Source organism: Candidatus Methylobacter oryzae, from assembly GCF_003994235.2.
In the GTDB taxonomy this organism is placed as follows: Bacteria; Pseudomonadota; Gammaproteobacteria; order Methylococcales; family Methylomonadaceae; genus Methylobacter_A; species Methylobacter_A oryzae.
Genome location: NZ_RYFG02000117.1, coordinates 87,791 through 106,815, shown reverse-complemented (window position 1 = coordinate 106,815; position 19,025 = coordinate 87,791). Strand labels below are relative to the sequence as shown.

The following is a 19,025-nucleotide window of genomic DNA, read 5'->3' as shown; positions in this document are numbered from 1 at the left end:
TAAGGCAGGAGTGCAAGCTTTGCTTGCACTGGCAGGCGAAGCCTGCATTCCGGCAGTCAATAAATTGCCGCTCGTTCCCAAACTGCAACTTGGGAACCAGAAAAAAGATGAACCAATATTTCAGGAGCTTGTCATGGCAGTAAAAATCATTGAATCCTGCGTCAATTGCTTTGCTTGCGAGCCGGTCTGCCCGAGCAACGCGATTTATGAAGCCAAGCCGCATTTTTTGGTCGATAGTAAAAAATGCACCGAATGCGAAGGCGATTTTCCGGTCCAACAATGCGCCAGCATTTGCCCGATTGAAGGCGCCATTGTCGATTCGTTCGGATTGGCATTTAACCCGCCCGGCTCTTTAACCGGCATTCCGCCTGAAAAAATGGCCGAAGCGATGGCCGAGTTACAGTCCCATTAATTGAGGACGCGTTCGTGGCTACTGTCCATTTCTACGAAAAACCCGGCTGCGCCAGCAATACCCGTCAGAAGAAATTGCTGGAAGCTGCGGGGCATCGGGTCGTCGCGCTCGATATATTGACAGAACCCTGGCAAGAAGAGCGTTTGCGTAGTTTTTTCGGCGAATTGCCGGTGCGGGATTGGTTCAATTACAGCGCCCCGCCAATCAAATACGGCGAGATTGATCCCGATCGCTTATCGGAACAACAAGCGTTGGCGCTGATGCTGGAGAACCCGCTATTAATACGCCGCCCGTTAATGCAAGCCGGCGACAGCGTGATGGCGGGATTCGACCAACAAGCGGTCGATAATTGGATAGGTTTGCAAGAAACCGGGACTCGGCAGGATATCGAAAGCTGCCCTCGCCTATCCGCATCCACAAACTGCGGCCATGACTAAACCGCCGGTCTTGACTCTCGATGGCGTGGCGCAAGCGGTTACGCTGTCCGAACGCGTTCATTGGATAGGCGCGCTCGATCCGTCATTGCGCACTTTCGACATTATCTTAAAAACCGCCAACGGCACCAGTTACAACGCTTATATCGTCAGGGGCAGCGAAGGCGTTGCGATCATCGATACCGTCAAGGAAAACTTTGCCGGTGATTTCTTTGCCCGCTTGGAATCGGTTGCGCGTTACGACGAAATTAAAGTCATCGTCCTGAATCACCTTGAACCGGATCATACCGGCGCCTTGCCGGAACTGATGCGGCGCGCGCCGCAAGCCCAGCTTTATATTTCCCAAAAAGCGCAATCGATGCTCAAAGCCCTGCTGAAGCAGGACGAGTTCGATTTCAAACCGGTGTTTACCGGCGACCGGGTATCGCTCGGCGACCGCACCTTGGAGTTTTTCCATACGCCTTATTTGCATTGGCCGGATACGCAATGCACGTATTTAATCGAAGAGAAAACCTTGTTTTCAGGCGACGTATTCGGCTGCCATTTTTGCGATGCGCGGTTGTTTAACGATGAAGTCGGCGATTTTCGCTTTTCGTTTGAATATTACTACGCCCATATCATGCGGCCGTTTAAAGAGTACGTAAACCGGGCTCTGGTTTTGCTCGAGCCTTTGCTGCCGCTGAACAAAATCCTGCCTGCGCACGGCCCGCTGCTGCGCGACCAGCCGCAACGCTACGTCCAGCGCTATCGCGAGTTATCGACGGCGGCATTGCAAAGCGAAATCAGCGCCGGCGAGAAAACGCTGTTGATTTTTTATATCAGCTCTTACGGCAACACGCGGCGCATGGCCGAAGCGATTTATGAAGGCGCGATGTCCATAGAGCAAGTGCGCGTCTCTTTATACGACCTGGAAGGCAGCGAAATAGCGCCGTTCGTCGATTTGATCGAAAGCGCGGACGGCATCCTGTTCGGCACGCCGACCATCAACGGCGATGCGGTCAAACCGGTGTGGGATTTATTGTCTTCGCTGGCTGTTATCAATCTCAAATCGAAGCTGGGCGGCGTGTTCGGCTCCTACGGCTGGACCGGCGAAGGCGTGAAAATGGTTGAGGACCGCTTGCGCGGTCTCAAATTGCGTGTCCCGATTCCGGGCATACGCATTAAATTAATTCCGACCGAAGAAGAAATCCAAATCTGTCGTGAATTCGGGCGTGATATGGCACGGGATCTAATGGGTTTAAGACAACCCAAAACAATCGATATGGCCGATCTTGCTTAGTATTTTTGACTACCAACTTAAGACGGGCGAACGCAAGGCTTAACCGTTCGCCCTGAGCCCTTCGACGGGGCTCAGGCGAACCTTGTCGAAGGGGGGCGTTAAGCCGCCGCTCATGGTTCTCAGGGCCCTCCTGAGTTTATCGAAGGGTTCACCACGAACGGCTTAACCTTAGATTATTCCTGATTAAGTTGGTAATCATATTTTTTAACACATCAGGAGAGTAGCAATGGCGAAAGCGTCAATTACCTTTGAAGACATTAACATCACCGTTTCGGCGCCTGCCGGCACCCGCGTGATCGAAATTTCCGAAAAGGTCGGTTCAGGTATTACTTACGGCTGCCGCGAAGGCGACTGCGGTACTTGCATTATGAAAGTCACCGAAGGCTGGAACAATCTGACTGAACCGTCTGTACTTGAAGATAAGGTCCTGCGCGAGAACATGGCCGGTAAACATAACCGGCTGGCTTGTCAGGCCCAGGTGCTGGGCGGAACCGTTAAGGTTCGGCCGGTTTAGGAACACACGTTTCGCATTTCCGCGTTTGATAGTCGCCGTTATACCAAATTCCGCGAGTTAGACCTTCCAGGTTTTTAAAGCCTGGAAGGTCTCCACCGGTATTTCCGGCAGCGCTATACAGCAGTAAACGTTTGTGGGAATGCAGACACAAGAATAATCGTCAGCATGGCCTCCCATGCAGCAATTTAGCAAATTTATTAAGGAGCAAATCATGGCTTTAATTACCTTTTCAAATCCCGAATACCGGGACAAAACCGTTTATGCGGTTGCCGGCAGTCATACAGAGACGCTGCTGAAATTGGCGCGGGAAAACAAAATCCCGATCAATTACGAATGCGAAGACGGCGAATGCGGCACTTGCCTGATAAAAGTCAGCAGTATCGACAAAAAACACCAACGCATGGGCGGCCCTTTAACTGAAAAAGAGAAATCGGTGCTGCAATCCAGCGGCAAAATCAGCAAAGAAGAAATGGAAAAAATGATTGTCGACGACTTGCCTTCGCCTTGGCGCCTGGCCTGTCAGATGATAGTCAGGGATGAAGATATTCTGGTCGAATATTAATTATGTCCGCCGCACTCCAACTCCATAGCGACCGTGAGCAATTCTTTGCCCGGCTGAAACCCGATTCGTCGGCTTGGCTGTCGCCCAATCACGAATGGCTGGCCTGCATGATCGCAAGCTGGTGTGCCGGGCAAGGCGTTCTGCCCGATTTTATGGGCTTGGAGAGCGGGCAATTCAGTCAATTAAAAAATCATCTTTTTCCCGGCATCGGCATTCCGGATCAAGCGGCCTCGGGCAGCAAGCCGGACTTTAGCCGGATGCTGGAAAAAGATGACCTGATTAATTTGCTGAAAAGTTCTAGTCAAGCGGATATTGCCGAAACAGACTGGATTATAGGCATTCTCGTAGCCGGCAGTTTAGGCAGCGACCACTTATGGCAGGATTTAGGTCTTTGGTCGCGCTCGCAATTGAGCGCGATGCTGCAATACAACTTTCCCGAATTAGCCGCAAAAAACACCAAGGACATGAAATGGAAAAAGTTCTTGTACAAGCAGCTTTGCGAAGCGGAAGGTTTGTACCTGTGCCGCGTACCCTCTTGCGAAGTCTGTACCGACTACGCCAAATGTTACGGTTCCGAAGAATAAGACTGATATTTATGGTAAACCCTATTCCCTTAATTCTAGTTGTTCATACATCCGAAGTTAGACAGTATCAATGCGCAACCACCGCAATCATAAATGTAAATAGGTGCACGTCATGCTTAATAGTTTAAAAAAACCTGGACAATTAACTATCGAAATGCGTTTTACGGTCATTTTGGGCACCTTGATCGCCGGTTTTGCGCTATTCGGTTTTTCAACCTACAAAGCCATGAATACATTGAATGTTAATGGTCCGGTTTATCAACGCATCGTTCAAGGCAAGGATCTTATTGCCGATGTGCTGCCGCCGCCTGAATACATCATCGAATCTTACCTGCTGGCGTTGCAATTAACCCAAATCATCGATTCTGCCGAAATCGACACGCTGGTAACGCGATTTCAAACGCTAAAAGCCGAATACGAATCCCGCCATCGCTATTGGCTAGACCAGCCGTTGGAGCAAGAACTGCAAACGCCGCTGCTTCAAACCTCTTACCAGGCAGCCCGGAATTTTTACAACGAAGCCGAGCATCATTTCCTGCCCGCCATTCAATCGTCTGATCGCAACGGCTCGTTGGACAGCCTGCAAAACATGCATCGCGCCTATGAGCAACATCGCGCGGCTATCGATCAAGTGGTTAAATTCACAACTGCCCGCAATACGGCCGATGAAGCGCAAGCTCAAGACACAATCCATCGTTACGGCATCGCCCTGACCGGCATTTTCGCTTTCAGTGTTGCGCTGGCCGTCGCCTTGACCATCGTGATCAGCCGCAGCATCGTCCGCCAGTTGGGCGGAGAACCGAACGATGTGACTGCGCTGGCCGAAAACATCGCCGCCGGCAATCTTGATAACGTCATAGCGATTAAAGCCAACGATACAGGCAGTTTACTGGCGACCATGAAAAACATGCAGCAACAACTGCTTGAACGCATCACGACGGATCGTAAAATCGCCGATGAAGCCCTGCGCATCAAAACCGCCCTGGACAGCATCAGCGCCAACGTGATGATTGCCGACAATAATCACACCATTATTTATATGAACCCGGCAGTTCATACCATGTTGCGGCTGGCCGAAAACGACATTCGCAAATCCATGCCGCATTTCGATTTCAACAAACTGCTCGGTTCAAGCATCGACACTTTCCATAAGAATCCGGCCCATCAACAAGAATTGCTGGCCAATTTCAATTCGACATTACGAAGCGAGATCACTATCGCCGGACGTACCTTTTACCTGGTCGCAAATCCGATCACCGACCAACGCGGAGACAAACTCGGCGTCGTCGTGGAATGGAAAGATCGCACGTCTGAAGTCGGCATTGAGCAGGAAGTCGCTAAAATAGTAAATAGCGCCGTACAAGGCGACTTTACCCAACGCTTCGACTTGCAAGGCAAGGAAGGCTTTTTCCGCGAACTGAGCATAGCCATCAACCAATTGATGCAAACCAGCGAGAGCGGTCTGCAGGAGGTGGCGCGAGTCCTTGAAGCCCTGTCCCGCGGCGACCTGACCGAAACAATCGCCAACGATTATTCCGGCACTTTCGGACAGCTCAAGGATGACTCCAATACGACAGTTGAAAAACTGAAAGCCATTATCAACCAGATCAAAAACACCTCCGACAGTATTAACGCGGCGGCTAAAGAAATTGCCGCCGGTAATGACGACTTATCGCATCGTACCGAACAGCAAGCCGCCAGCTTGGAACAGACCGCCGCCAGTATGGAGGAACTGACCTCCGCCGTACACAATAATGCCGCCAACGCCCAACAGGCCAACCGGCTAGCCGTTGACGCATCCGACATCGCGGACAAAGGCGTTGAAGCGGTCGGCCAAGTCGTCACGACGATGAATGACATCAACGAATCTTCGCATAAAATCGGCGAGATTATCTCGGTCATCGACGACATCGCATTCCAGACCAATATTCTTGCGTTGAACGCTGCGGTTGAAGCCGCTCGCGCCGGCGAACAAGGCAAAGGCTTTGCCGTGGTGGCCGTCGAAGTGCGCAATCTGGCGCAACGCGCAGCGACGGCTGCCGGAGAGATCAAACACCTGATTGACGATTCAGTCGGTAAGGTTGCTGTCGGCAGCAAGTTAGTCGCCCAAGCAGGACTGACGATGGAAGAAATTGCGGCTTCCGTTCGCGGCGTGACCGAAATGATGGCCGCAATCACGTCCGCTTCCGCCGAACAAAGTTCCGGCATTGAACAAGTCAATCGAGCCATTGCGCAAATGGACAGCGTGACCCAGCAAAATGCCGCGCTGGTAGAACAAGCCTCCGCTTCGGCGGAATTGCTGGAAGAACAAGCTCAAAACCTGGCGGCCATAATGAGCAGTTTTAAAGTGGACGATAACCCGCACAATTTGGTCAATGCGTTTCGTTCGCTGCCTGCACGCACAGAATCAAGACTGCCCGGCCCGAGTCTAGGTAAAAGCTCAATGCTTCCAAAGTTAAAATTGCTGCCTACCGCGGATAATGGTTATTGGGAGGAGTTTTAAAGCTGTCTTAAACAGGACGGTACTAGGATAAATAATCGAACACGGATAACACGGATCTGACGGATAATCACAGATAGAACACAGTGTTTGCTTCTTAAAAATCCGTTTAAATCCGTCTAATCCGTGCCATCCGTGTTCCATTTTGCAGCTCCGTTATACCGCATAATCCAACAAACCGATGCTCACCCAGACAAAACCTATCGTCGTCGCGGCAAAGCTCAAAGCCGTATAGACTTTCCAGAGTGTCTTTTCCCAAAAGTTCAGATCGAAGGCTGCAATAACAAAAACGGAAGGATTCGTGATGCCGCCTATCACCACCAGCCAGCAAGCCGTCACCGATAACGGCACTTTGACCGCATAAAATCCCAGACAGAACAAAGCCATTAGCGCAAAGTCAATGTGCGCCCGAATCAAGGTTTTGTAGTCGGCCAGGAACTCGCCGTCGATGCCTTTAACGGGGAACCATCTGGCAAAAGTCATCAGCCACGCCGAAGCCAACACGGCAAAAATCATCAGCACAGCGCCAATTAATAATATTTCCATCGTATTATCTCTATTCTTATTTCGTTTATAAAAATATACTTACCGGTCAGCATATTGACAACAAAGTATACCGATCGGTATAGTCGCAATCAACTTGTTTCCTCTACCCGAGCCTATGTCATTAACTCTGCAAGAAAAAATCCTGCAAGCCGCAGCTGAATTGTTTTATAGCCAAGGCATCAAAGCGACCGGCGTCGATGCGATTGCCAAAGCGGCCAACACAACCAAGATGAGTTTGTACAAATACTTTCCGTCCAAGGACGAGTTGGTGCTTGCCTTCTTGCGTAAACGGGACCAGGATTTTCGAGCCTGGTTTGTCGAGCAGATTGATGCCAGAGCGGATACGCCCAAGGCAAAGTTGCTGGCGGTTTTTGATGTGATTGGCGAATGGATGGCTATACCTGAATTTCGCGGCTGCGCTTTTATCAATGCGGCCGCTGAATTCCCGCTCGAAGGCAACCCGGTGCATCAAGTATCTGCCGAGTTTTACGACCATTTTCGCAGCTATATTGCCGGTCTGGCCGGACAATGCGGTTCTAAATCCCCGGACAGTCTGGCCCTGCAATTAAGCCTGCTGGTTGAAGGCGCTATCGTCTCGGAACAGATGAAGCGTCATTCAGGCGCGGCCGAACAAGCCAAGCAAGCCGCGATTGTTCTTATCGAAGCCGCTTAAACAACATCTCACCAACCACTAACACCCAGGAACAGCAAATGAGCGAATTTTTTCATGAAGGCAGCCGGCAACTGCAAGACCGTTTCGAAACCCGTCCAATGGCCGACCGCCTGGTCGAAGCGATCGTCAGCGCGCAAATCAGCCCGGAAGACAAAGCGTTTATCGAAGAACAGAACATGTTTTTCTTCGCCACCGTCGACCGGGAAGGACGTCCCAACTGTTCCTACAAAGGCGGCAGCGTCGGCTTGGTCAAAGTGATCGACGAGCAAACCCTGGCTTTTCCGCTCTACGACGGCAGCGGCATGTATTTATCGGCAGGCAATGTATTGGTGAACGAGCATGTCAGTATGTTGTTCGTGGACTTCCAGCGTCAAGCCCGTCTGCGCTTAAACGGCAGCGCTTTTATTCAGGATGACGATCCCCTGCAAAATCACTGGCCCGAGGCGGAACTGGTGTTGCGGGTCAAAGTGCGGGAAATGTTCCCGAACTGTCCGCGTTATATTCACAAGATGACTTTGGTTGAAGAGTCGGCGTTTGTTCCGAAGCAGCATTGCGAAACGCCGGTACCGGCCTGGAAACGCCTGGAAGTGGTCGCGGATGTATTGCCGCCCCGCGATGCGCATCTGGCCGGTCATGAACAGGATGCCGCGGCGGCGTTAAACCGCAGTTAAACAGCGTTCTTTAATTTGACAAACAAGCAGTCTTAATTTTTGTTAAGGCTGTTTGTAATCGATGATTTGAAGCATTACATATGGCGATGCATTTTTGCCATTTTCAAATTTTCCTCGGAAGCTTTTTCGTAAACATCAATCAGCTTTTGAGCATGTGCTTTTAAATCTTCGGCTTGCCTACCGTAGAGATAGCTTTTTTCCTCATATTGATCAAAAAGCTTTTTGTATTCCTTGGATTTTTCCTGCATGTCTTGCGCCGCTTCCTCATAATGTTCAGCCAGCGCCTCATGGTCTTCTTTGGTTTTCGCGTTTTGCAAGGCCAGATCCATATCCATCGGATGCGGGTTCGTCTGGGCGCAAGCCGTCAGCAAACTTAAGCTTAAAAACAAGGTAATCGGTAATTTTGCATTCATGAGCTTTCTCCGGAGAAATTCAAAGTGACGTCGTTTTTCAGATTACAAGCAAGGTAGAGACTCCAAGGCTTTTAATCAATAAGCGCTGTTACTTATTAGCGGGTCTCTGCATTAAGTTTTGAATGCCTTACATCGCATATGATTGCTCGCGGCTCACAAGCTACAAGCTTTCATCCTGCCGGTGTTTTAGTAGTGTATTAATTATCGGACAGGATACCGGATCGATTTGACTCTCGCAGTTTTCGAGTAAATTAGACAAGGTTATTTCTATCATACGCAAGCCTTCCATGCGCTCCCGAATTTTAATAAGCTTTCTTAGGGCTATTTCCTTGGCTTCACGGCAATGCATTTTTTTATCAAGTTTTAATAATACTGAGATTTCGTCAAGCGAAAAACCAAGTTTCTGGCCATGCTTAATGAATTGGATTTGCTGCACGTCTCGCTCGGTATAATGCCGAACGCCTTTTAATGGTTTAACAGGTTCTATCAGTAGGCCTCGGCGTTGATAAAAACGGATCGTTTCTACCCCCACTCCGGCTTTTTTTGCCAGAAGACCAATGGTAAAGTTCTTTTGCATTATTAACTTGCTTCCGTATATAGGTACGGCGTTTATAATATGAAAATTTCAAACAAATAGATATTCGTCGTGCCCCCCAAAAAACCCCTGCTGGTCTTGCATTGATGCGTCCTGTGTTTATGTTCCGGCTCAGCAAATTTTAGATGGCACTGCAAATATTCAAATCCAATCGGATAAACCTTACATTGATATTGTCTTCTCACTGAGTTTGCTGGTGTTTCTATAGCCTGACTCGCAGTTCTATTGAGCCATAGCCTATAAAAGCAAGTTTTAGAATGAACTATTCCCACATAATACCGATCCGTCTGATAGCGATCACGATGTTAATAGGTTTAAGCTTTTCAATAGCTGCCGAACCTGTTCATCTACAGTTACGTTGGCGTCACCAGTTTCAATTTGCAGGCTATTATGCGGCGCTGGAAAAAGGTTATTACAAAGATGCGGGGCTCGACGTCGTTATCCACGAAGGCACGCCTGGCAATAAACCGGTACAGGAAGTCCTGCAAGGCAATGCTCAGTATGGCGAAGCCAATAGTGAGTTGTTATTGGAACGCTTACGCGGCGCACCGCTTGTCGCCTTGGCTGCAATATATCAACACTCGCCTTCTATACTGATTGCGCGCAAAGATGCCGAAATTTCCTCACCCGACGATTTAGTCGGAAAAAAAATCATGTTGATGGATCAGACCGTCGATGCTGATTTTGCCGCGATGTTCAACAATGAAAGCATAGACATAAGCCGTATTCACATTATTCCCAGCAGCTATGAAATTGATGATTTGATTACCGGCAAAGTCGACGCGTTTAATTCCTACCTAAGCAATGAGCCTTATCTTCTAAAGCAACAAGGGATTGAATTTACCGTACTCAATCCGCGCAATTACGGCGTCGACTTCTACAGCGACATTCTGTTTACAACCGAAGACGAGCTTAAACAACATCCCGAACGCGTCAAAGCGTTCCGTCAAGCCAGTCTTGAAGGCTGGTATTATGCAATGAATCACCCGCAGGAAATTATCGATCTGTTGCTTAATAAATATAACGTTAAGAAATCCAGGGAGCATCTTAACTTTGAAGCCGACGCAATACGCTCATTGATAATGCCTGACGTGATCGATCTGGGTCATATGAATCCCTGGCGCTGGCGGCACATGGCGGAAACGTTCATCAACGCGGGCATGGTTGAAAACGATAAGTTCCTGCAAAATTTCAGCTATGATCCCGATCCCAAAGCCGACAATGAGAAACTGCTCAAATATATCAAGATTGCCGCGCTAATAGCCCTCATATCTACCAGCGTGGTTATCGGTTTATTGGCCGCCTATAGATCGTTAGAACGAAAAAATAAAATAATTAACGGTAGGGAAAAATATTTACGTAAGCTTTCCGCCGAGCTTATGTCAAAGCATAATGATAATCTCATTATTCAAAAAGAACTGCGGCTGGCCAAAGAAAGCTCCGACAAAGCCTTAGCCGAGCAGCGTCATTTCGTGGCCATGGTTTCACATGAGTTTCGCTCGCCGCTTGCGGTCATTGATTCCGCATCCCAACTGCTTGCTATTAAGCTGCCCGTAGAAAGTGAAGCCCTCCACATTGTTGGACGAATCCAACGCGGCGTCTCCCGTCTGGTCAATTTTATCGATAACTGTCTGACGGAAGATCGTTTGAATAGCGAAAGCTTAAGTTTGCATCGCCGCGCTATTGATCTTCGGGAATTTACAGCATTGTTAAAAGAAAACGCCCAGCTGATTTCAGAGGACTATCAAGTCGTTGTTGAGCTATCTCCCGGTCTTCCTCCCCTCAATGCCGATCCGCAACTATTGAATATCCTGCTGCTCAACCTGCTCAGTAACGCGATTAAATACTCGCCGCCCGGAAGCGAAGTTCGTTTACACATCAAGCATGTTGACCAAGCTTATGTGTTCGAAGTCATCGACAAAGGCTCAGGCATTCCTGCTGACGAGCTTCCTTTTATCTTTCAAAAATACTATCGAGGTCATGCAAGCTCCAGCATTCCCGGCGCAGGACTCGGCTTGTCGCTGGTGGCGCGCATTGTCGAGCTTCACAGAGGCCATTTAGACGCCGAAAGCCATGAGTCCAAAGGTACGCGTATGATAGTTAAATTTCCGCTATAAAAATAACCGAACGATAATATAAAAATGATAAATTCGTCTGAGCAAGTAACATCGTTGCGTATTGCAATCGTCGAGGATGATAAGGATCTGCTGGAGAGCACGCTGGAGTATCTTTGGGTGCTAGGCTATTATGCTTGGGGCGTCGACAGCGCCGAAGCTTTTTACAAACGGCTTTCGATCGATCCAGTCGACGTGGTCGTGCTCGACGTCGGTTTGCCTGGCGAGGATGGCATCAGCGTCACCGAGCATTTGCACAAACTGCAACAGTTGACGGTAATTATCGTCAGCGCACATGCCTCTCTCGACAGCCGGCTTTTAGGTTTGAGAGCAGGAGCTGACCGCTATCTCGTTAAACCGGTCAACCTGTCCGAGCTGGTCGCCAATATCGAAACGATTCGCAGACGGCTTGAGAATACGATATTGAAAGCCGAGGCTGAGCAGAAGCAAAACTTGTGGCTGCTATCAAGAGAAAATTGGTGCTTGACCGATCCGAATGGGATAAATATTAAGCTCACTGCACGGGAGTTTTTCTTTCTCAATTCATTGTTCGAAGCACAAGGCGAAACTGTTCCCAGAAAAAAGCTTGCTGAACTTATCTTCGGGCCGCGCGTTGTTAATAGCGGAGAAAGGTTGGATGTAATGCTTACCCGTCTGCGTAAAAAAGCCGCAAATAAATTAGAATACCAACTGCCGATCAAAACCGTCTATCAAGTCGGTTATGCCTTTACCGCCTGGGCAATAATCGCATAGAACATTCTGGGCGTATATGTTTCAGCCGAAATCATTACTAAGGATTGGCTTAGCTGCTTTACATACAATCCTAAAAAAGGCGAAGCATTTCCTCTTTCGGTTTATCAATATCCCTCTTGCAGACAATTTACCGGATCGTAGCGTAAGGGGATTTACTGCGCCAACGTGCTTTCTTAGTAGGAAAATCAATCTTTCCGATAATCTAAAAAACCTTGTTTGCAAGAAAATGCAATATTTCGTTATGTTACGACAGTTCAAATTGCCCCATAATTATCAATGAATTAGCATAAATTTAATAAGGTAATTATCAGCATGCTTCCGGTTTGTTTTGATGTCGCGATATTCTCGGATACAGCCAAAAGTTTTGACTTGTTATCCCACCATCGTCGGACAGCTAAGCAGACCTTCGAGCGGCCTAACCTGATCTAATAAAGCCTTCATTGGCTAAACAAGAAAATAAAGCTCGAATAGCAGATTAGCGCATTTGAATTTGAATAATTAAAAATTGATAACTACAGCACTGTCGGCTTATTAGCGACCTTAACTACCTAAGAAAATATTATGGATTCAGTTGAAGTTTTTCCATGGAATAAGAATTTCGAGGTTGGAGTGCCGCTGATCGATGAGCAGCACCAGCGACTGGTTGAGTTACTGAATGCGCTGGCCAGCCATTTGGCCAATCAATCCGATATGCCGACTTTGACCAACTTTTTCAATGACTTAGTTGAATACACTATTTACCATTTTCAGGCTGAAGAGACCATTTGGCATACAGTATTTTCTGAGGATGCTTGGGAAGCAAGCCATATAGACGATCACAGCAGATTCCTGACTAAAGTTAACATGATGATGGAAGCGCAGAGCATTCGATCATCCGATCAGACGATCGAAGAAGTTCTTGGATTTCTGACTCAATGGCTGGCCTTTCATATTCTCGACACAGACATGCGCATGGCTAAGGTCGTGTTGGCGGTGCAGTCGGGCGTACCGTTAATGCAAGCGAAGGAGCAAGCTGACCAGGAAATGAGCGGGGGAATGCGGGTACTGATAGAAACGATGATCTCCATGTACGATGCGCTGTCTTCACGCACTATACAATTAGCCAAAGAAGTCATTGAACGTCAAAAAGCCGAGCAAATAAGCCAGGAAGCCTTTGAGCGGCTCCAGAAAATTTCCAGCCAAGTGCCGGGAATGGTGTTCCAGTTCCAGCTATTTCCCGATGGCCGCTTCCGCATTCCGTACGCGAATGAAGCCATCCATGCTATTTACCGGGTCAGCCCTGAAGACGTCAGTGAAGACGCCTCCAAGATATTTTCAGCCTTGCATCCTGACGATCTGGAAAACTTTAAGGCCTCCTTTAGAGTATCGGCACAAGATTTGACGCCGTGGTGTCAGGAGTTTCGTCTACAGTTTGACGATGCTCCCCTGTGCTGGCTATTCGGTAACGCCCTGCCGCAACGACAGACGGACGGCTCCGTACTTTGGCACGGCTTCATTACCGACATCACCCAACAAAAGCAAGATGAAGTCGATCTGCGCATCGCCGCCACCGCTTTTGAATTGCAGAATGCGATGTTAATTACCGATGCGGACAAAGTCATTCTCAAAGTCAACCAGGCATTTACCCGAATCACCGGCTACAGTGCCGAAGAAGCCATTGGCAAAACCCCTCATATGCTCAGTTCCGGCCGGCATGACAAAGCGTTCTTCGCGGCCATGTGGGACAGCATTAATCGTACCGACGCCTGGCAAGGCGAAATATGGAATCGACGCAAAAACGGCCAGCTCTATCCGGAATGGCTGATTATCACGGCAGTCAGGGAACCTTATGACATGAGCCGCAAAATCAACAACTATGTCGCCTCGTTCTCCGATATTTCTTCGCGCAAGGCCGCCGAGGAAGAAATCAAACAACTGGCTTTTTACGACCCGCTAACGCAGCTTCCTAATCGCCGGTTATTACAGGAGCGGCTAAAACACAGCATCGAAATGGATCGGCGCGAAGGTAAACGGCTGGCACTGCTGATGCTCGACCTGGACCGCTTCAAGGCCGTTAACGACAGCCTGGGCCATCTGGCCGGAGACGACTTGTTGCAACAGGTCGCTGCACGCATCAGCTCAAGATTGCGTGACGTTGACATGGTGGCACGCTTGGGCGGCGATGAGTTTATTGTATTAATGGAAAACATTGCTCATCCGGAAGATCCTGCCCGCTTAGCGGAAGAAATCATCTCTATCCTCAATAAACCTTTCCAATTAAATCAAAATAACGATGTCCAGATTGGCGTCAGCATCGGCATCAGTTTGCACCCGGAACACGGCAGCGACTATGACGAGCTGCTGAGCTGCGCCGATGCCGCCCTGTATCAGGCCAAAGATCAGGGACGCGGTTGTTACGCCTATTTCTCTGAAGACCTGACGCTTGCTTCCCGAAAACGCATTGCCTTGGAAAGCCGATTAAGGCATGCCATTGAACAACACGAATTACGCGTTTTTTATCAGCCGCAAGTGGATATTCTCAGCGGTCGCATTGTCGGCGCCGAAGCATTGGTGCGCTGGCAAGATCCGCAGGAAGGCTTGATTCCGCCGTCACGCTTTATTCCTATCGCTGAAGAAACCGGGCTCATTTTGGAAATCGGCGAATGGGTGATGCGGGAAACGTGCCGGCAAGGGCGGCGTTGGCTGGACCAAGGATTGCCCCCGCTAACCCTGGCAGTCAACGTCTCTCCCCATCAATTTCGGCGCGGTGATATTAGTGCTTTGGTTGCTACAGTGCTGAATGAAACCGGCTTTCCGGCCGAGTGTCTTGAGCTTGAAATGACTGAAAGCGGGCTAATGGAGAACCTGGACAACGTGATAGAGCTATTGAATAAGCTACGTGGCCAAGGTATCCGCCTTGCTATTGACGATTTCGGCACCGGTTTTTCATCGCTGGCTTATCTGAAACATTTCCCGCTGGATGTGCTAAAGATCGATAAAAGCTTCATCGATGACATCCCTCACATCAAAGACGACATGGAAATTGCCGCCACGATTATCGCGATGGGCCATATTCTGGGTTTTAAGGTCTTGGCGGAAGGCGTCGAAACCCCGGAACAGCTCGAGTTCTTGCTGGAGAAAGGTTGCGACATCTATCAAGGCTATTTAAAAAACCCTCCCCTATCGGCAGACGCGTTTGCCAATATCTTAATAAATCAAATGCTTAACAATAATTATCAAAAACCGACAACGGCTTTTAATCACCAGGTTGTCAAATTAGCCGTATGAGTTTAGCTATTCGCGTATGACCAGAAATTCTTAAACAAACAGTAACGTGTTGAGTTTCGACCCTCATCTTGAGGGCCAATATTTAATTAACAAATGTAGTTATGAGTAAATTATGACCTTGATCATTAATGAGGATAAATGCGCCCGATGCGGCGTTTGCGAGCCTGAGTGTCCGAATGAAGCCATTTTCCAAACCGAGGATGCTTATGTCATTAACCCCGTACTATGTAACGGCTGTACACGCTATGGCGCCGCCTTGTGCGAAGCGGCTTGCCCCAACGATTCTATCCAAAAAGCCAAAAAGAGTTTTTTAAAAAAGTGCGGGGAATTATTTAATTGACCGGCAGATAGTGGCATGAAAAAGCAAGCCCCCCAATGCACAGGCATGACATGAGTCACTCCCGCGTTGCCAACGATTCGCTGGTATCTATTTGGATGGGCATCCTACCTAATACTTGATGTGTCAGTGAAAATTACTTTCAAAATATTGATGAATTCCGAGGAAATGTGACGTGAAAATTAATATGCCGACAACGCGTAACGAGGTCGTTTTAAAAAAAGGCACTATTCTGGTTTCACGAACTGACTTGATGGGACGCATCACCTATGTCAACGATGCCTTTGTCGAAATCAGCGGTTTTACGCGCGAGGAGCTGATGGGGGCGGAGCATAATATCGTCCGTCATCCGGATATGCCTTCGGAAGCTTTCGAGGATATGTGGAAGAGCTTAAAACAGCGTAGGCCCTGGCAAGGCTTGGTGAAAAACAGATGTAAAAATGGCGATTATTATTGGGTTGAAGCCAATGCCATGCCTTTATTTAAAAATGGCAAAGTCCATGAATATCTTTCCGTACGGCATCCGCCAAAACGCGACTTGATCCCCGGAACCGAGCTTTTGTACAAAAAAATCAGCAAAGGCGAAGTAAAAATCAACCCCACCGGTTTGAACGCAGTCTTTAAATTCATTAGCGAAATCGCCATAGAGAAAAAAAATGCGTTTGTACTCTGCGCTTTTTTAGCGTCCGCTTTTTTCTCTATGTATCAGTTGTTTTTATCTCAGCAATACGATTTGCTAGCAGGCGCCGGACTATTGGTTATCATTACCTTGATAGTCAATTTATCGATGATACGAGGAATCAATCAAGTCTTGGAATCGGCCATCACTATTTGTTACCGGTTGAGCAGTGGGGATTTTGGCAACAAGGTGGACCTGAAACGAAACGATAAACTGGGAGACTTCCTGCGCGGCCTTTACTGCATGGAGGTCAAGCTGGGCGATGACTTGGCGGATGTCAGGCAGGAGGCGGCCATATCCAAGCGCATCACGCAAGCGCTGGATAACGTTCAATCGGGAGTGATGGTAGTCAATAATAATTTGGACATTATTTATACCAATAACAGCGTAGAGCAATTGTTTAAAAGCGCGGAAAAACCTATTCGTAATCAATTGCCGAGTTTTGAAGCCGATAAATTGCACGGCAGCAATATCGACAGTTTTCATAAAGATCCCTCGTATCAGCGGCGCCTGTTGGAAAATCTCCGGCAACCTTACAGTTCAGAGTTGGTTATTGCCGGCCAGCATATGCAGGTAATCGCCAGTCCGGTGATCAATGATGAAGGTGAGCGCATCGGTTTTGTTGCCGAATGGCAAAACAGGACGCCTGAAGTTTTAATTGAACAAGAGATTGGGCAATTAGTGCAGGATATTAAAACAGGCGATTTAAGCAGCCGTATCGACATGGGGGATAAACAAGGTTTTGCCCGGATGTTGTCCGCCGGAATCAATGAACTAACGGATGTCATCGAAAGCGTATTCAGCGACGTCAATAACGTCATGGAGAATATGGCCGAGGGTGATTTAATCACTGCCATTAGCAGCGAATATCAAGGCGTCTATGCGGAATGTATGAATAACATCAATAACACGATGGCGAAATTGAGCGATTTTATTATTCAAATCAGGGACGCCTCTGACTTTATCGACAGTTCAGCGCAGGAAATGGCAAACGGCAATAACAATCTTTCCCGTCGTGCGGAACAGCAGGCGTCCAGTCTCGAAGAAACGGCCGCCAGCATGGAGCAGCTCGCCAGCACCGTCAAAAATAATGCGCAGAATACAATCCAAGCGACGGAAGTTGTCAATTCGGCAACCCAATTGGCCCAAAAAGGCGGCGGCGTCGTTCAGTCAGCTATCGATGCAATGCAGGAAATTAATGCCAGCAGTAATAAAATTGCAGAGATTATTAGCGTCATCGATGAAATTGCCTTCCAGACCAACCTGTTGGCGTTAAATGCCTCTGTCGAAGCGGCCAGGGCCGGAAACCATGGACGTGGGTTTGCGGTAGTTGCAACGGAAGTTCGTAATCTGGCTCAGCGGAGTGCAAGCGCAGCGAGGCAAAGTAATGAACTGATTCAGAACAGCGTCGAAAAAGTCCGGGCGGGAACCGCATTTGTCAATGAAACCGGTGCCGCGCTAACTGAAATTGTCGAAAGCATTACCAAAGTGGGAGATATTGTTGCTCATATCGCCAGCGCCAGTTCAGAGCAATCCTCGGGTATCGATCAAGTCAATCAAGCGGTTGCGCAAATGGATGATATTACCCAACAAAATGCAGCCTTGGCGGAACAGGCGGCAGCGGGGAGTATCGCCGTGAGCGAGCAGTCTGCCAATATGGCCCAGATGCTGGGTTTCTTTAAAGTAAATTCAAAGCGGGCCAGTCTACGCGTTGAAACAATAGACGGAAATAAATCACCGTCGGCGCCAGTAAAAGCAACCGCTAAAAAGCCAAGCGCCCTCGCCTTATCGTTGAGTACATCAAAAAGCGGCAGTAACGACGAGTGGGAAGAGTTTTGATGATAAAACCGCCGATTGCCGCCTTTATCATCATTATTCATAGCGAAAATCATTTTAACCTAACACAGAATATCAACACGCATGCGCAACATTAAATTATTTGAATCCGATGATCATCGTTTTATCTTGCTCAATGAAAGTGAGCCGGGCGAAGAAGATGGGATACGTTCCAACCAGTATCTGATTACTCACCATGATGAAGGCGTGTTGCTCGATCCCGGCGGTTTCGGGGTGATGCCTCGAGTGCTGGCGGAAATGTTGCGTTACGTAAGGCCTGAGCAAATTAAAGCTATTTTTCTGTCGCACCAAGACCCCGATATCGTCGGGGGTTTATCGACCTGGATGGAACTGTGCCGTTCGCCTGTGCATGTTTCGAGCATCTGGATACGGTTCTTGCCTCATTACGGTTTAAAAGACATGGACCGTTTTATCGGCGTACCTAACGAAGGCATGGATTATGAGTCAGAATTAGGATTTAAATTAAAAGTTGTACCCGCGCATTTTTTGCATTCCGAAGGCCAAATCAACGTATACGACCCGGTTTCTAAAATCCTGTTCACAGGAGACATCGGTGCAGCCATGCTACCCATGGAAAAAGATGACGCTTTTATAGACGATTTTTCCAGCCACCTCACCTATATCGAAAGCTTTCACCGCCGTTACATGTGCTCTAATAAAGCAATACGCTGCTGGTTGGAAACCATTGCCGATCTCGATATTGCCATGATCGCCCCGCAACATGGACCGGTTTATCGAGGAGCCGCGGTGCAGGATTTTCTAAACTGGCTTAAGGATTTGCAATGCGGCATTGATTTAATGCAGGCCGGCGGCCGCTTTAAGGAGTCCGACTGAG

Annotated in this window: 18 protein-coding genes; 15 read left to right on the top strand and 3 right to left on the bottom strand. The window is 48.4% G+C overall.

From position 1 onward, the window contains the following. Positions 1-133: 133 nt before the first annotated feature. From EKO24_RS18975 to EKO24_RS18945, 7 genes are all read left to right on the top strand, one after another. Positions 134-412 carry a 4Fe-4S dicluster domain-containing protein gene (locus EKO24_RS18975; RefSeq protein ID WP_127029597.1) on the top strand — a complete coding sequence of 93 codons (279 nt, stop codon included), beginning with the start codon at positions 134-136 and terminating at the stop codon, positions 410-412. A 14-nt stretch (positions 413-426) separates the two neighbouring features. After that, positions 427-849 (top strand): ArsC/Spx/MgsR family protein, encoded by a 423-nt coding sequence (locus EKO24_RS18970; RefSeq protein WP_127029598.1) that lies wholly within the window; start codon positions 427-429, stop codon positions 847-849. Further along, entirely contained in the window at positions 842-2,125 is a 1,284-nt protein-coding gene (locus EKO24_RS18965; RefSeq protein ID WP_127029599.1) for an FprA family A-type flavoprotein, read from the top strand. The genes EKO24_RS18970 and EKO24_RS18965 overlap by 8 nt, the downstream gene beginning before the upstream one ends. A 226-nt stretch (positions 2,126-2,351) precedes the next feature. Then, a complete protein-coding gene (locus EKO24_RS18960; protein WP_127029600.1) occupies positions 2,352-2,639 on the top strand; it encodes a 2Fe-2S iron-sulfur cluster-binding protein in 288 nt (95 codons plus the stop codon). Positions 2,640-2,850: 211 nt separating this feature from the next. Then, positions 2,851-3,201 (top strand): 2Fe-2S iron-sulfur cluster-binding protein, encoded by a 351-nt coding sequence (locus EKO24_RS18955; protein WP_127029601.1) that lies wholly within the window; start codon positions 2,851-2,853, stop codon positions 3,199-3,201. Positions 3,202-3,203: 2 nt separating this feature from the next. Next, positions 3,204-3,785, top strand: a complete 582-nt coding sequence (locus tag EKO24_RS18950) for a nitrogen fixation protein NifQ (RefSeq protein ID WP_127029602.1) — start codon at positions 3,204-3,206, stop codon at positions 3,783-3,785. Between the two features lie 112 nt (positions 3,786-3,897). Beyond that, positions 3,898-6,288, top strand: coding sequence for a methyl-accepting chemotaxis protein (locus EKO24_RS18945; protein ID WP_127029603.1), 2,391 nt, complete (start codon positions 3,898-3,900; stop codon positions 6,286-6,288). A gap of 153 nt (positions 6,289-6,441) precedes the next feature. Here EKO24_RS18945 and EKO24_RS18940 read toward each other — a convergent pair whose 3' ends face one another. Beyond that, positions 6,442-6,831, bottom strand: a complete 390-nt coding sequence (locus EKO24_RS18940) for a hypothetical protein (RefSeq protein WP_127029604.1) — start codon at positions 6,829-6,831, stop codon at positions 6,442-6,444. A gap of 115 nt (positions 6,832-6,946) precedes the next feature. Here EKO24_RS18940 and EKO24_RS18935 point away from each other — a divergent pair, with 115 nt between their 5' ends. Further along, entirely contained in the window at positions 6,947-7,504 is a 558-nt protein-coding gene (locus EKO24_RS18935) for a TetR/AcrR family transcriptional regulator (protein ID WP_127029605.1), read from the top strand. 38 nt (positions 7,505-7,542) lie between these two features. Beyond that, on the top strand, positions 7,543-8,175 hold the full coding sequence (locus EKO24_RS18930) for a pyridoxamine 5'-phosphate oxidase family protein (RefSeq protein ID WP_127029606.1): 633 nt from the start codon (positions 7,543-7,545) through the stop codon (positions 8,173-8,175). Between the two features lie 74 nt (positions 8,176-8,249). Here EKO24_RS18930 and EKO24_RS18925 read toward each other — a convergent pair whose 3' ends face one another. Both EKO24_RS18925 and merR read right to left on the bottom strand, forming a co-directional pair. Further along, a complete protein-coding gene (locus EKO24_RS18925) occupies positions 8,250-8,588 on the bottom strand; it encodes a hypothetical protein (RefSeq protein ID WP_127029607.1) in 339 nt (112 codons plus the stop codon). Positions 8,589-8,748: 160 nt separating this feature from the next. Beyond that, positions 8,749-9,165: an Hg(II)-responsive transcriptional regulator gene (merR, locus tag EKO24_RS18920; RefSeq protein ID WP_127029608.1), complete on the bottom strand. Its 417-nt coding sequence runs from the start codon at positions 9,163-9,165 to the stop codon at positions 8,749-8,751. 320 nt (positions 9,166-9,485) lie between these two features. Between merR and EKO24_RS18915 the strand changes: the two genes are divergently transcribed. The 6 genes from EKO24_RS18915 to EKO24_RS18890 all read left to right on the top strand — a co-directional run bounded on the left by EKO24_RS18915 (position 9,486) and on the right by EKO24_RS18890 (position 19,024). After that, complete coding sequence (locus EKO24_RS18915; RefSeq protein ID WP_241674698.1) at positions 9,486-11,300, top strand: ABC transporter substrate-binding protein; 1,815 nt, start codon at positions 9,486-9,488, stop codon at positions 11,298-11,300. A gap of 24 nt (positions 11,301-11,324) precedes the next feature. After that, the gene (locus tag EKO24_RS18910) at positions 11,325-12,050 is read left to right on the top strand and encodes a response regulator transcription factor (RefSeq protein WP_127029610.1); all 726 of its coding nucleotides are present in this window, start codon (positions 11,325-11,327) and stop codon (positions 12,048-12,050) included. Positions 12,051-12,611: 561 nt separating this feature from the next. After that, on the top strand, positions 12,612-15,317 hold the full coding sequence (locus EKO24_RS18905; RefSeq protein ID WP_127029611.1) for an EAL domain-containing protein: 2,706 nt from the start codon (positions 12,612-12,614) through the stop codon (positions 15,315-15,317). A 112-nt stretch (positions 15,318-15,429) separates the two neighbouring features. Continuing rightward, positions 15,430-15,657, top strand: a complete 228-nt coding sequence (locus EKO24_RS18900) for a 4Fe-4S binding protein (protein ID WP_127029612.1) — start codon at positions 15,430-15,432, stop codon at positions 15,655-15,657. Between the two features lie 172 nt (positions 15,658-15,829). Continuing rightward, a complete protein-coding gene (locus tag EKO24_RS18895) occupies positions 15,830-18,172 on the top strand; it encodes a methyl-accepting chemotaxis protein (RefSeq protein WP_127029613.1) in 2,343 nt (780 codons plus the stop codon). Positions 18,173-18,253: 81 nt separating this feature from the next. After that, positions 18,254-19,024, top strand: a complete 771-nt coding sequence (locus tag EKO24_RS18890) for an oxygen-binding di-iron domain-containing protein (RefSeq protein ID WP_127029614.1) — start codon at positions 18,254-18,256, stop codon at positions 19,022-19,024. The last annotated feature ends 1 nt before the right edge of the window (position 19,025 follow it).